Origin of the sequence: Fredinandcohnia onubensis (assembly GCF_002734285.1) — a bacterium.
GTDB classification, from domain to species: Bacteria; Bacillota; Bacilli; order Bacillales; family Bacillaceae_L; genus Ferdinandcohnia; species Ferdinandcohnia onubensis_A.
The window spans coordinates 17,971-31,527 of record NZ_NSEA01000035.1; the positions used below are offsets into that span (position 1 = coordinate 17,971).

Consider the following 13,557-nt stretch of genomic DNA (forward strand, 5'->3'; position numbering starts at 1 on the left):
TAATGGAGGTGTAAAGATGCCTAGGGAGCAGAGTTATGATGAACGGTATATAAGCCAAGTTCCTGCAATTGAAGTGTTACAAAAATTAGATTATCAATATATAGCACAGGAAGAAGCAACACGGATGCGTGAGAGTCTTCACGATGTGTTGTTAAAAACGGTTATAGAGGAAAAACTAATAGAACTGAATTCCTATGAATATAGGGGAGAAATTCGTAAGTTTAGTGATAATAATATCCATCAAGCGATACGTGATTTAGACGAGCCCCTTACGAATGGATTGGTAAAAACAAATGAAGCTATTTACGAAACCATCATGAATGGTCGTAGTTATACAGAGTTTTTACCTGATGGTTCTAAAAAATCGTTTACTATTCAGTATATAGACTGGAAAAATATTGAAAATAATGTGTATCATGTGGTAGAAGAATTTGAAGTGGAGCGAATGGATGGGCGTGGAACGATAAGACCAGATATTGTTCTGTTTGTAAATGGAATTCCTTTTGTAGTGATAGAGTGTAAAAAGGCATCCATTTCTATGAAACAAGGAATTAGTCAGATGATTCGTAATCAAGGCAAAGATTATGCTCCACAGTTGTTCAAGTTTGTACAACTGGTTATGGCTACTAATAAAAATGAGACACAATATGCGACTTGCAATACACCGAAAAAGTTTTGGTCTACTTGGAAAGAAGAGAAGGAGGTTTGGCTCAAATCTTGCTTAGATGAAACGGTAGAGGGCAGATTACCAACAACACAGGATAAAAACATCATATCCTTGTTTCAGCCAGAGAGACTAATTGAAATTACCAAATACTTTACACTTTTTGATAAAGATGTGAAAAAAGTGGCACGTTATCAACAATATTTTGCTATTAAAGAAATCATTAAAACAATAGATGAACGGGATGGAAATGGTAATCGTCAAAGTGGTGTTATTTGGCATACACAAGGATCTGGTAAATCACTCACAATGGTGATGTTGGCCAGATATATCTTGGCGGAGCTGCATGACTTTAATCCAAAAGTCGTAGTGGTAACAGACCGGGTTGAGTTAGATAAACAAATCCATAAAACATTCCGACACACAAGGTTAAAAGCAAGTCGAGCTACATCAGGCGGTCATTTAGTCGATTTAATAAACGATAATAATTCAGATATAGTTACAACATTAGTTCATAAATTCGATACAGCTTCAATCAAGCAAAAACCAATTGAATCTAAAGATGTATTTGTACTGGTTGATGAGTCGCATCGAACTCAATATGGCGAACTTCATATTAAAATGAAGAAAGTCTTTCCGAATGCTTGTTATTTAGGCTTTACAGGGACCCCATTATTGAAGAAAGAAAAAAGTACAATGATAAAGTTTGGGAAGCTCATTCATAAGTATACGATTGCTGATGGGGTACGTGATAATGCGATTGTTCCATTACTGTATGAAGGAAAAATGGTGGAACAATCGGTTAATCAAAAGGCTGTTGATAAACGTTTGGAAATGATTACTCGAAATCTAAATGATAAGCAAAAAGAAGAAGTAAAGCAAAGATGGAGCAAATATGAAAAATTGGCATCATCAGAACAGCGAATTTATTTAATTGCAGAAGATATTAACAAGCACTTTTTGGAGAACTACAAAACACAGGGGAGCCAATTTAAAGCGATGTTGGCTACTAACAGTAAAATTGAAGCGATTCGCTATTTAGAGGCTTTTGAAGAGTTTGAGGATTTGAACTGTGCTGTCGTAATCTCCGCACCTGATCAACGAGAAGGCCACGAAGCAGTTGACGAGGAATCGAAAGATAAAATTCAGAGTTTTTGGAAACGGATGATGAACCGTTATGTAACTCCAGAGAAATATGAAGATGCCATTAAAGATGATTTTGTCAATGGTGATGATTTTGATTTATTGATTGTCGTTGACAAGTTGTTAACTGGCTTTGATGCCCCTAGAGCAACGGTGCTGTATGTAGATAAGCCGATGAAGGAACACACACTTCTCCAAGCTATTGCACGTGTAAATCGACTATATGAAGGAAAAGATTATGGTTTAATCATTGATTATCGTGGTCTATTAGATAAACTTGATCAAGCGATGCAAATGTATTCTGGTGCTGGTCTGGAGAATTTTGATCCAGAAGATTTAAAAGGTGCCATTTACGATGTCATTAGTATAATTGGTTCTTTACGGCAATATTACTCCGATTTATGGCAAATCTTTGATCCTGTTAAGAACAAGAATGATCGGGAAGAGTATGAGGTATTGTTAGAGGATGAAGAACGTAGAGAAGGCTTTTATAACGTATTAAGTAATTTTGGAAGAAACCTTGGAATTGCACTAGAGTCAGAAAAGATCTATAATGCCTTACCTCCAGAAGAGCTACAAAAGTACAAAAAGGATTTTAAGTTTTTCCAAGACTTGCGTAAAAGTGTGAAGTTACGGTACTCGGATACGATAGACCATAAAGAATATGAAGCAAAAATGCAGAAGTTGATGGATAATTACATTTCTGCAGAGGAAGTCATTCGTATTACTAATCCGGTTGATATTTTAAATACAAAGGCTTTTGAAGAGGAAATAGATCGTCTTGGCTCAAAACGGGCGAAAGCTGATGCTATTCGGACTCGTTTAACAAAAAGTGTTCATGCAAAGTGGGACGAAAACCCTTCCTTCTACAAAAAGTTTTCTGAACGGATACAAGAAGCCATTCAAGAATATCGAGATAAACGGATTTCTGAAGCTGATTATTTGAACCGCATGAAAGACATTATGAAGGATTACCAGAGTGGTCAATCATCAGAAGATTATCCTACTGTCATTAAAGAGAATCGCAATGCTCAAGCCTTTTACGGTGTTACTAAGGACATTATGAGTGAAACGAAAGAAACTACTACAAGCTATGATATTAATACGCTAGGGGAATTGGCATTCAAGATGGATGAAATCATAAAGGAGCATCAAAAAGTCGATTGGCATGATAATTTAGAGATTCACAATCGAATTGCCCAAGAGCTGGATGACCTTCTTTTTGATTTTAAAGTAAAGTACAATTTGGATATAGACTTTGATACTATTGATAAAATTATTGAGCAAATCAAAACGGTTGCTCTAAGACGTTACTAAGGCAGGGAGCAGCATGGAAAAACATCAAATTGAGTACGCCAATAATGTCATAGATTTCATTATTAAGCGGAAAAAGGTTAAAAATGTAAACCTCAATGTCAAACCAGATATGACGATTGAGGTTACTGCAAATGACAGAGTTCCGTTAGACTTTATTTCTGATTTTGTAAAATCAAAAGGTTCGTGGATTCTCAAAAACGTTGGTCGTTTTAAAGACGTGCAACCCCTTAAGCAAAGTCAAAGGGAATATGTAAGTGGAGAAACGTTTAAGTATTTAGGAAAGCAATATCGCTTAAGAGTACAGCAGTCAATGGAAGAAGAAATAGTAAAATACTTCCGAGGATTCATTTATTTGTACGTGAAGAATAATGATAATGTTAGCCGAAAAGCAAAATTAATGGATGATTGGTATCGAGAAAAAGCCCAAATGACTTTCAATGAGTCGCTTGAAAAGGTGTATCCATTGGTACAAAAGTACGGAGTGGAGAAGCCAGACGTTGATGTTCGGTTAATGAAGGCTCGTTGGGGATCTGCATTAACAGAGAAGAACATGATACTTCTAAATACTGAACTTATAAAGGCACCAAAATATTGTATCGACTACGTTGTTCTTCATGAACTTATTCATTTTAAGTACAACGATCACAGTGAAAACTTCTATCAAATGCTTCTTTCATTAATGCCTGACTGGGAGAAGAGAAAAGCGATTTTGGATGAAGAAGTTGTAAAGGATTTATAAAAGCGAACTACTCAGTCATAAAACTAACATGATAAACACCAGAAGGCAGTTCTTTATAGTAGTAAAAGAACTGCCTATTTTTTTAGGGAAATGGAGGTAATGAGATGCCAAATTACCTTATAGGATATGTTGAAGCAGAAAAAAATAATGGACATGAAGATCCAATGTTAAATGAATTTACATATGGAGATTTAAAAACAAATGGTGAAAAACTATTAGGTTTAAAAAAAGGAGATTTACTCTTTTTTCACAAGACAATCTACGATAAGAGGTATATAACCGCTTATTATTGGGTTGAAGAAGTCCACTTGGTAAATAATCTCATTAATGACCAATTTATATTAGAAAAGTTTAATAATCATCATTTAAAAAAGCAGATAAATCAACTTGATACGAATGAGACAATTGTATTTGGAAACTCAATAAGGTCAAGAGTATTGGAAAATCCATTAGAAATCACTCCAAATATATTAAAACAGTTATCAAGGAAAGCAAATCTAAATCCTAATCAGACTCCACTAGCAGCTATTTCGTCAGCACTCCGTACATGGAAAGATTTAGATGATAAGGATGTTACCCTTCTATTAGATTTAATCAATGAAAATGAAAAATCTGGGAGATTATCAAACACAACTTTGTCAACAGAAGAAGTTTTCCAGATACTTGAAAGAGATATAGAAAAATTCATAGCTAAAAATCCAGAAATCCTTGGACATGGATATATTCTTGAAAAACAACAACATGTTTTTTCTGATGATTCAAGGTTAGACCTTTTGTTATATGACCAGAAGAATGATTGCAGAGTAGTAGTAGAGATAAAAAAAGGAATGATTGGAAGAGAGGCTAAACAGCAAATTAAGCATTATATGAAATTATGTAAGAATGAATTAGGTTATTTTAATATAAAAGGCATAATAGTATGTGCAGGGATACTACCGTATTTTGAAAATGAGTTGTTGGAAGCAAAAAAGGATAATATATTCGTGAAAACTTTTGGATGGAACTTTAATATAAAATAAAGATTTCTTAGATATGGGGGTAAGTTAATTGGATGTAAGGGGAAGAAGTAGGTTATCTGACCATAAATATAAAAAAGGTAAAATTATTAGTCCGATGAATTCAATGCTCGGTGATAAACTATTATTAAACTCTTGGACAATTGAAAGATTGCCAGAATATATATGGTTAGGATTAATCATACTAAACTATGAAAGAGAAAAAGGTTTAGAGATTGGGCAAAAAATTCTTTACTTAATGTCTAAGTTAGAGTTAGACTTTTCAAAACCTAAAATTTCTCTTATTACTAAAGCTAATGAACAACAACAAAAGGAAATCTATAAAATAATCTCAAGTTTGGTAGAACCTAACGTGTTAGCTCCAATGACGATATTATTGCGTGATGAAGAATATAGACTATTTAATGAATTTTTTTATGATAAGAAATTAACTGTTGATTATAGACTTTCAATTATCAAGGATGCAGTTGAAAAGTTTTATGATCCTCAATCACACATAACTACAGATCTACGTTATCTGGCTATTTGTCTTCCTTTGTTTAAAGGCGAAATAAAGATATTTGAAGGTTTAAAAGGGATTGATGCAATCAAAAATTATAGCATGAGTAATCATGATGATGAAGAAATGAAACTCTACAGGCCATCCATTAGATCATTGGAGGGTTTCGATCATGAAATGAAAAACGATAGTTATATTTCTTATTTTTGGACGGAGCTAGGGATGATTACCGATTGTAAGCCGTTGTTTATAGATTTTAGTAAGAGTAAGACAGATGTTGGTATATTTATTAAAGATACTAAGGATGCTTTCCATCAATTAATGCTAGAAAATAAAGAAAATCAACTAGACAGTGCTAAATTTAATGTTTTAATTGGATCAACAATATATATGATTAAGATAATTGAAGAACTAATCGAAAAGGAATTAGAAAATTCCATTTTGGGTAGACATGGCTTCAGAACAATTTTAGAAGTGTACATAATGATGAAGTATCTGATTAAAAATGAAAATACAAATCCAAGAATTTTTTCTGAATATCAGATTTATGGAGTTGGGAAATATAAACACGTTTTGTTAAGAGCGAGAGAAAGTTCAATTATTAATGAATATAGTCATATTGAGTTACCGATTTTACATGGGATTGTAAATGAACCTATGCTTGAAGAATTTTTAGACATTGATGTACGATACTTTGATACACAATCCATTAAAAAGAAGTTTGAATTGGTTGATGAAAATGAATTATATGAAACCTATTATGAATATGATAATAACTTTGTGCATGGTTTTTGGGGTGCAATACGGGAAAGCTCAATGATTTTTTGTGAAAATCCATTACATAAATACCATACGATCCCAGATATAGACAACTTTCAAAAGTTACCGAGCGTTGTTTATGATACTGAAAAAGTTTTTAGAAAGCAAATAGAAATGTTATCTTGTCAATTTGAAATGCCTGATTGGTATAAAAAGAAATATAAGGAGTTAAACTATGGAATTTAATTTTCCGACATTAAATAGGATTCAGAAACAATACGCTGACTTATTAACTAAATATCAGCCATTTGTAATAGAAGAAGAATTGAGTTCAGGCACTATATTGAAAATAATAGATGAAATCGAAATCTTTTGGCGTAGAAAATTGGATTTGCTTATTTACGGAAATGAAAAGAGAGATAGTTCTACTGAGAGTCTATTATTATCTGGGGCTGTATATTTAGATATAGACGACTCCGAACATTATTATTTTAAGTTATTTGGGGATTATCATGCTATTTCAGATCCTTTGTTGAAAATGGAGCCGTTTTTTAGAATGCCCGATGACAAATTTGCGGATGAAAATTCAATAAGAATCTTCAAAACGGCTTTTCAAGATACATTACATGTTTTAAATAATACTCATAGCACTATCCATATCCTACCCACAAGAGAAATGTTATTAAAATATGAAACTAACAATAGTGAGTTAATAGATAAGTTCTATTGGATTTTTATTTCCAGTATACTTAAATCTGATATTGCCGGAAAACAGGAATTTTACGAGAAATTTAATACAATATCAGATATTGAGAGTCAATTAGATGATTTCATTTTGAAGAACCTTTTATATATTGATTCTAAAGACACTGATTTAAACCTAGAACAACGTTGTGAAAGGTATAAACAGGAATATACACAATTTAAGGGTATTTCTAATATTGATATTTTTAATATAGCAACTTATTCTTATGTGGCACAAACAATACATATATTATTAACAAATCTAGTATTGGGTTTTACTCCATATATCAGACATGATGTTACATTTAGATACTTTTTACTTTTAAAAGATACCTTTACTGACGACGAACAAACAAGATTAATGATTGAAAAGTCTATAATTATAAATATTATGTATAATACAATACCATTAGAGCTACTTACTAAACATAAATATGAAGAATACACTAAGTTGATAAAAGGTGAAAAACTTTTAGATAAGGTCCTGGCTAAATTAAAGGAACTTAATGTTGATATCATTTATCATGGAGGAGTAAAGAGAGCTCAAGAAGTAATCCTTGAAGAAGTAAATAAAGTATTGCTTAACCAAGTGTAAATATTATCATTGATGTATGTAAATTAAATATCATTATGATTTATTATCGCCCTTTATAACGGCTAAAATTACTCTGAATATACAGGTTTAAAAGCACTGCTCATTTCCAGTGCTTTTTTATTTTTGTAGATATTTTTCTTGGAAAACCCACTTAAATGTTATATACTACATTTAACAATTATGGTTATAGTAAAAAGAAAAGTGTACCTAAATGAAATATCATGGGGGAAACATTATGGTTAATTTTAATAGTTATGAACACTTTAAAAAGTATTGTTTTAAAATTGCTCATAATAAAGAAATTAAATTAACAAAAAAGCATTATCTTGCTTTTGATGTGTTTGAAAAAATACCAGAATTTCTATCAGAATTAAAATTAAGTAATAAAATTGATTATAAAGAGGATCCTCTGATAAATATAGTAAACTTATTTAAAGGTAATAAAATTGATGAAGCCACAAACAATATGGATTATCTTAGTAGAAAAATAACTGCTTTCGAACAAGGAAATGTTGATATATACTATGTTTTTACATCTTTTCAAAGTATGCTGGGGATAAATGTTAGATTTACCGAAGAGTTCATATCTTCTATTAATATTAATGACCGATTTTTTCCATCTAAAATTAGAGCACTTGAAATAGTTAAAGCAACAGAAAAAATAAATTCTATTACTGCTAATGGTTTAGAAGGAAATAATGTATACGGTATTTATTTTATTTATGACAAAGATGGTAACATTGCTTATATAGGAAAAAGCTCTAGTAATGCAGTTACTAGGAGCTTTAGTTCAGTAAGTGAGCGTGGATTATTGGATTTCTCAAAAATAGAGATTCGGGGGACAAAAACAAAATCAGATATAGCTATATATGAAGCATATTATATCTCAAAATATAAACCTAAATGTAATAACGACCTAGTTTTTGAGGATGAAACATCTTTATCATTACCTGATTTAGAGGTTGTAAAAGAATTCAAGAGAGATGAAAATGATTACTTTGACTATAGTTACACTTATTATAGAAGTTCTTCTTGTGCTGTGAAAGATATCCTACAAAAATTAGGTGATACGTTCTTTGTAGATAATGAAAAAAATAGAATGTTATTGGAGAGTAATGGTATATTCGATAAATATACAATGAAATCAAAAGGGTATGAAAAGTGTATAAATGAAATGAGGCAAAAAGGATATATGGCAGTGTCCGAAATGAAGTGGTATTTAAGTCAAAAAGGGTAAATTTCATATTCGTTTCCTATGAAGCCTTTAATTCTATCATTGGTGGAAGACTATCAAAGGGTAGTATCATTTATTTTATTTGTAGGCCCTCTTATGTATACAATATATTAAACAATACAGATCATGAATCTGCAAATGGCTATTTTTAAAAATTGAAATATGAAAAGGATGTAGTACATTGAATAAAAAGCTAAATCCAGATAAATTAATTATAGGATATTTAATAGTATTATTAATATTGATTTTTTATAGATTGATTGGAGAAGTAGCACCGCAAATATACTTTACTATAGGAATATTAAGTCTAATTCTTATTATCAAAACTAATTGGTCAATTAATCAATTGTTCATGTTATTGTTTGGAGGTATACTTATCTTTGCTTCTTCCAAAGGATATGAACTTAAAGTTATTTATGAGCCAATGTTATTTGATGGGAAAGGTATAGAAGAGATTAATAAGGAAATTGATAAACATCATAATCTCTATTCAAAGGTCAACGATATTTTAACCTTATTAGTGTTTGGAATATCTATATACATAATTAGGATTAAAGATACAAATAAATAACGATGTTTTTTCTGAATTAATCCAAGGAATGAGCAGGTATGAAAATACACACCTGCTTTACAAATTTAAAATAATTTACGCAAATTTTACGCAAGAATTTATAAAACCTTATTAAATCAATGCTTTTATCGCCATTTCGACCCCGACCACCGGTATCTAAAAACACTTCCCATTAAACGAGAAGTGTTTTTATTTTGAGTATCGGTTTAACTGTACGCTCCTTTAAATGGCTCTAGAATTTTGTCCACTTTTTTACAAAACATTAGGAACTGCCTCTAACTTCCAAAAACAAAAAAGATCGGTATTCACCGTCCCGATTTCCTCCTGCGCCATTTTATAAATAGAAAAATTGCAACCTCACACAAAATAAGTAAGATCACCTTCATAGATTGTTCAATCCAAGTGAAAACGAGCTGCCATTGGTTACCGAATATATAACCGATTCCGATGAATAGAGATACCCATAAAACGGAACCTGTATAAGCATAAAGTGCAAAAGTTCGAAATGGTACCCGAATAATTCCTGCAAAATAGCTGTTGAACTGTCTGACACCGGGCAAGAAGAAACCAAATAATAGCATTTTGTTTCCATATTTCTCATAGGTTTTTCGTGTTTTCTTGATATGCTTGGGCTTCAGAAACAACCATTTTCCGTATTTTTCGATTAGTGTCATCCCAAACTTGTTTCCGATCCAATAGGTGGTTGTTATTCCTACCAAGGAACCAGAGTATGCGGCAGTAAGTGCTGGCAGAAGGTGAAGAACATGCTTGTACGATAAATAACCGGTGTATGCAAGTGTTGAGTTGCCAGGTGGTATCGGAGAAGCAATTAATTCTAAAGGTAGACCGATTAACAACACGAAATATCCATATTGAGCAAATAGGCGTTCAACAATTCCCATAATCCTTCCTCATTCCTGACTATGCACGAGTCTAATCAATCCGATAAAAGTAGCGTTTGTTAACAACAAAACTTTATACGTGAACGACGTCAAAATTGGGATTTTGTTATGGATAAAATGGTACTATTGTCATGAAGTGCCCATAAAAAGAAAATAGAGGTGTTGTTATGAAAGAAATCCTCACTAAATATATGGCTAAATATACATCGCTAACTGAAGCTGAGCAACAAGCTATCCTTGACGCTTTAATGATAGAGAAGTTTGAAAAGGGGAGCTATCTGATTAAACAGGGAGATTCTCCAACGGAGAGATGTTACTTTGTATTGAAAGGGTGTGTCAGACAATTATAAACATATCATCCAACATCGACCAGACATACTCACACGTGCACCTCAACATCAATTGGCAAGCTACCTCGGTATGACACCAGAGTCCTTAAGTAGAATTAAAAAGCGAATTCAATCATAAACTTTCCCATTTTATATACTTCATAACTTAACCTCCAGTCACAGTGACGCCTCGAAACGGCCCGAAGTTTTGTCGAGAGTTTATATGATAAACTTCAATCAACTTTCAAAACTTGTTTTCACTACTTCCTCACCGGAATCCAAACCTCACTATACGCGTAACCTTCTTTGTCTTTATCCATCTTTGTGAACGAAAATGAATGGAAATTGATGCTTCGTAATCAGAAGAGGGATGCTATTCAGTATAGGTTTTTGCCATGGTATTTTTGTCTTGCTTTTTTTGGGGAAAATAGCAACTCGTGTGGAATTTTAAAGTTGCTGATCGATGAGTTGTTGAAGCTTTCTCTCATGCTGGGCAGTTTTGTTTAATAAAAAGTTTACTGTTTCTTTGTTTTCTGTCAACTCAACACGCATTCCTTCTTGTTTCTTACCTAGTCTGTCCAGTCGCTCATCTACACGGGCAAAACCTAAATTCATTTCTGTCTGCATATTGTCCATCTTGGATTCTAGATCGAGTTTTAAACTTTCCAACTTATCGTCTATTTTCTCAGAAAAAAGTTTGAATGCATGCAAGATTTCTTTTAGCATTGTTTCCTGTTCCATCTTATTCACCTCCCTCTAAATAAATAGTATAAATGATATTTTCGAGCAATGGAAGGTGATTTTAATAGTATCATTCTACTCATAACGGAAACCATTCTTTTGAATTGATTCTCTTCGTTATTATTTTAAAAAGCCACATGCTTTATTTCTACTTAAAAAATTCTGTAAAACGCTTTCGTATAATGTATAGTTGGTTTAGGTACGATGGTTAACATCTGACCCGTAATGGGAGATGAGAGGGGAATTATAATTGGGAAGAATTATTTTAACTACGGAAAGTGGCGCGGATTTACCTTTAGAATGGACGAGCAAACACTCTGTTCAAGTGGTTCCGATGCACGTTATCATGGGTGATAAGGATTATTTAGATGGGGCGTTGCCGGTAGAGGATATATATGAATATTATGAGCGAACCCAGAAAATACCCTCCACAACTGCAACAAATGTTTATGAATATGAGGAATTCTTTAAACAGATAAAAACGGACTTTCCCGGTTGTGTCATTATTCATATTGGTTATACGTCTAAGGCATCTTCTTCCTTCCAAAATGCCATTATTGCAACGGAAGAGTTAAATGATATTTTCTTAATTGATGCATTGAACGTTACAGGAGGACTAGCTGCTATTGTGATGTATGCAGTAGATTCAGTAGTAAAAGAACCTACGATTGATCCTGAACAGTTAGTCAAAAAAATCGAAGCGATCGTCCCGAAATCCAGACTGGCTTTTGTTCCTGGCAGTCTAGAGTTTTTAAAAGCGGGTGGAAGAGTCAGTAACCTTGCTTATCTCGGAGGAGCTTTGTTGAAAATAAAGCCATGTATCGAATTAATAGATGGAAAACTCACATCTACTAAGAAGTATCGCGGGAATATGAGTACCGTCTCGGAGAAACTGATCAAAGACTATTTAAATCAATACGACATTGATAAAGGTCAAATTTATTTAGTATACTCCATTGGCCTAGATGAAAAGATTAAGGAAAGAATGACCGATGTCGCAAAAGAACATGGATTTGAAAATATCAGTTGGATACAAGCCGGCGCCATGATCTCCACCCATGCTGGACCAGGCGGATTTGGAATTGCGGGCTTGGAGAGATAGAATATACAGTCACAGTGACGCCTCGAAGTTTGTCGAACGGTTTAATGTTTTAAGAGCATGCATTTCGCATGGCTCCTATAAACCACCGTTGATGTTTCATCCGAAACACCTACTTCAATTTATCGGCACCTAAATCAACACCGCCTCTTATTAGATACTTTTTTGGTTCTGTATACAAAATATTGGAGGATTATAAAAGAATTTGTCGAAAGGGATTACTAATTATGTACTGATTTATACATATTGTGAGGGGATAAGTATGTATGACTATTTAGACAGATTTATATTATGTTATCATGGCACAACAAGTAACCATGCACATCATATTGTTGATGCAGGGATTGATGTTACTAAGGGGTATAAAGCAGTGGACTTTGGGCAAGGATTTTATACAACAAGTTCATTTGAACAGGCAAAAAAACATGCCCAAAAGCTTTGGAAGGATACTAAAAATCACTCAATTTCACCAGCTGTTGTTAGACTTGAAGTAGATGTAATAAATTTAAAAAAGTCAATTAAAGATCACCAACTTTCTAGCGGAATATTTGAAGTTGCCAATGACGACTTTTATTATTTTGTGTATAATTGTCGTAAAGAAGGCCTCAATGACGGTGTTTATCATGAGCATGATATTGTGGCCGGTCCACTAGCCGACGGAAAACCGAATACATCAGTAAAAAGGTTAACACGTGGCTTGATGAGTGGGAGGATTTTATTAGAGATCTCAAGCCTCATGGACCAAATTTGGATCAATTGTCTTTTCACACCGTACGTTCTCTTCAATACATTATTAAGAAGGAGGTTCGTGAACTGTGAATAACAAACCAGAATATATACCTAATTTTGATAGTGCAGATATTGAATATTTTCTAGAAGTCTATGATCGTCTGCTAAAAAGAACTAATAGTGATCTTGCGAAAGAAATACTCTTACAGTCATCATTAATAAATCGACTTAAAGAAGACGCTGAACATGTACATCATCAAGATCCAGAATACTGGGCAGATCTCTCGATAGAGCAGTACGTTACTAACAACAAACTTAATATGAGTACTTTTGTACGCTGATATTCTAAAGACACCTACTTAATAAAACCTCCCTAGTTACTATTAGGGAGGTTATTTTTATAGGGAGAGGGTGTTGATTCGGAAACAATGGAATACTTATATGAGAACATATGAAGTGTTATCTATACCATTTCA

Annotated in this window: 12 protein-coding genes and 1 pseudogene; 11 read left to right on the forward strand and 2 right to left on the reverse strand. The window is 33.0% G+C overall.

Features of this window, described 5'->3' with window-relative positions; all coding sequences use genetic code 11:
- The first annotated feature begins 16 nt into the window (after positions 1–16).
- The 7 genes from CKJ95_RS22570 to CKJ95_RS22600 all read left to right on the forward strand — a co-directional run bounded on the left by CKJ95_RS22570 (position 17) and on the right by CKJ95_RS22600 (position 9,281).
- On the forward strand, positions 17–3,124 hold the full coding sequence (locus CKJ95_RS22570) for a type I restriction endonuclease subunit R (RefSeq protein ID WP_099355704.1): 3,108 nt from the start codon (positions 17–19) through the stop codon (positions 3,122–3,124).
- A gap of 13 nt (positions 3,125–3,137) precedes the next feature.
- Positions 3,138–3,863 carry a M48 family metallopeptidase gene (locus tag CKJ95_RS22575; protein ID WP_099355705.1) on the forward strand — a complete coding sequence of 242 codons (726 nt, stop codon included), beginning with the start codon at positions 3,138–3,140 and terminating at the stop codon, positions 3,861–3,863.
- 104 nt (positions 3,864–3,967) lie between these two features.
- Positions 3,968–4,882 carry an endonuclease NucS domain-containing protein gene (locus CKJ95_RS22580; protein WP_099355706.1) on the forward strand — a complete coding sequence of 305 codons (915 nt, stop codon included), beginning with the start codon at positions 3,968–3,970 and terminating at the stop codon, positions 4,880–4,882.
- A 28-nt stretch (positions 4,883–4,910) separates the two neighbouring features.
- Positions 4,911–6,383, forward strand: a complete 1,473-nt coding sequence (locus CKJ95_RS22585; protein ID WP_099355707.1) for a DUF5677 domain-containing protein — start codon at positions 4,911–4,913, stop codon at positions 6,381–6,383.
- A complete protein-coding gene (locus CKJ95_RS22590) occupies positions 6,373–7,476 on the forward strand; it encodes a hypothetical protein (RefSeq protein ID WP_099355708.1) in 1,104 nt (367 codons plus the stop codon). The genes CKJ95_RS22585 and CKJ95_RS22590 overlap by 11 nt, the downstream gene beginning before the upstream one ends.
- Positions 7,477–7,711: 235 nt before the next feature.
- Positions 7,712–8,713: a hypothetical protein gene (locus CKJ95_RS22595; RefSeq protein WP_099355709.1), complete on the forward strand. Its 1,002-nt coding sequence runs from the start codon at positions 7,712–7,714 to the stop codon at positions 8,711–8,713.
- 178 nt (positions 8,714–8,891) lie between these two features.
- Positions 8,892–9,281 (forward strand): hypothetical protein, encoded by a 390-nt coding sequence (locus tag CKJ95_RS22600; RefSeq protein ID WP_099355710.1) that lies wholly within the window; start codon positions 8,892–8,894, stop codon positions 9,279–9,281.
- Between the two features lie 305 nt (positions 9,282–9,586).
- On the opposite strand, the gene CKJ95_RS22605 is transcribed toward CKJ95_RS22600, so the two are convergent.
- Positions 9,587–10,183, reverse strand: a complete 597-nt coding sequence (locus tag CKJ95_RS22605; RefSeq protein WP_099355711.1) for a DedA family protein — start codon at positions 10,181–10,183, stop codon at positions 9,587–9,589.
- A 167-nt stretch (positions 10,184–10,350) separates the two neighbouring features.
- On the opposite strand from CKJ95_RS22605, the pseudogene CKJ95_RS22610 reads away from it, so the two are divergent.
- Positions 10,351–10,651, forward strand: a pseudogene (locus CKJ95_RS22610) (hypothetical protein).
- 308 nt (positions 10,652–10,959) lie between these two features.
- Here the strand turns inward: CKJ95_RS22610 and CKJ95_RS22620 are convergent.
- Entirely contained in the window at positions 10,960–11,253 is a 294-nt protein-coding gene (locus CKJ95_RS22620) for a hypothetical protein (RefSeq protein ID WP_099355712.1), read from the reverse strand.
- Between the two features lie 250 nt (positions 11,254–11,503).
- Here CKJ95_RS22620 and CKJ95_RS22625 point away from each other — a divergent pair, with 250 nt between their 5' ends.
- From CKJ95_RS22625 to CKJ95_RS22635, 3 genes are all read left to right on the forward strand, one after another.
- A complete protein-coding gene (locus tag CKJ95_RS22625; protein WP_099355713.1) occupies positions 11,504–12,355 on the forward strand; it encodes a DegV family protein in 852 nt (283 codons plus the stop codon).
- 259 nt (positions 12,356–12,614) lie between these two features.
- Positions 12,615–13,175, forward strand: a complete 561-nt coding sequence (locus CKJ95_RS22630; protein ID WP_099355714.1) for a DUF3990 domain-containing protein — start codon at positions 12,615–12,617, stop codon at positions 13,173–13,175.
- Positions 13,168–13,422 carry a hypothetical protein gene (locus tag CKJ95_RS22635; protein ID WP_099355715.1) on the forward strand — a complete coding sequence of 85 codons (255 nt, stop codon included), beginning with the start codon at positions 13,168–13,170 and terminating at the stop codon, positions 13,420–13,422. Before CKJ95_RS22630 ends, CKJ95_RS22635 begins: the two co-directional genes overlap by 8 nt.
- The last annotated feature ends 135 nt before the right edge of the window (positions 13,423–13,557 follow it).

Excerpts from the sequence above, each read along its gene's own strand:
- CKJ95_RS22570 (WP_099355704.1), top strand. The coding sequence starts at position 17 with ATGCCTAGGGAGCAGAGTTATGATGAACGGTATATAAGCCAAGTTCCT.
- CKJ95_RS22630 (WP_099355714.1), top strand. The coding sequence starts at position 12,615 with ATGTATGACTATTTAGACAGATTTATATTATGTTATCATGGCACAACA.
- CKJ95_RS22595 (WP_099355709.1), top strand. The coding sequence starts at position 7,712 with ATGGTTAATTTTAATAGTTATGAACACTTTAAAAAGTATTGTTTTAAA.
- CKJ95_RS22575 (WP_099355705.1), top strand. The coding sequence starts at position 3,138 with ATGGAAAAACATCAAATTGAGTACGCCAATAATGTCATAGATTTCATT.
- CKJ95_RS22605 (WP_099355711.1), bottom strand. The coding sequence starts at position 10,183 with ATGGGAATTGTTGAACGCCTATTTGCTCAATATGGATATTTCGTGTTG.
- CKJ95_RS22620 (WP_099355712.1), bottom strand. The coding sequence starts at position 11,253 with ATGGAACAGGAAACAATGCTAAAAGAAATCTTGCATGCATTCAAACTT.
- CKJ95_RS22580 (WP_099355706.1), top strand. The coding sequence starts at position 3,968 with ATGCCAAATTACCTTATAGGATATGTTGAAGCAGAAAAAAATAATGGA.
- CKJ95_RS22590 (WP_099355708.1), top strand. The coding sequence starts at position 6,373 with ATGGAATTTAATTTTCCGACATTAAATAGGATTCAGAAACAATACGCT.